At 70.3% G+C, this 374-nt stretch carries 1 protein-coding gene; it reads right to left on the bottom strand.

Annotated elements, in window-relative coordinates:
* A partial coding sequence (locus AC1DS4_RS18960; protein WP_477646106.1) for a hypothetical protein occupies positions 1 to 374 on the bottom strand: 374 nt, incomplete at both ends.

Here is a 374-nt window from a genome sequence, read left to right as displayed (position 1 = left end):
TACGTGCCGGTGCTGGTCGTGGTGGCGGTGGTGATGGTGGACCAGGTGGTGGAGGTTGAGGGGCGGCGTTGGATGCTGATCCGCCGGGTGGTGTACCCGGTCCCGGTCTTGACCCGTATCGGGGAGCTCAGGGTGTATCCGACGGCGCCCGTGGTGGAGGTGGTGGGCCACCCGGAGACGGTGGTCGCGAGCCCAGCGACGCCGGTGACCTTGCGTGGCGGCGTCGTGGCTGTCGCGGCGGTTGCGGTGGCCGGGACGGTGAGGCGGTAGTACCAGGTTCCGGTGGCGGGGATGGTGTAGGCGGCGGTGTACGTGCCGGTGCTGGTCGTGGTGGCGGTGGTGATGGTGGACCAGGTGGTGGAGGTTGAGGGGCG

The organism is Pedococcus sp. P3_C7, from assembly GCF_056402615.1.
Note: the sequence above shows the minus strand (reverse complement) of the source record. Positions and strands in the feature narration are given on the sequence as shown.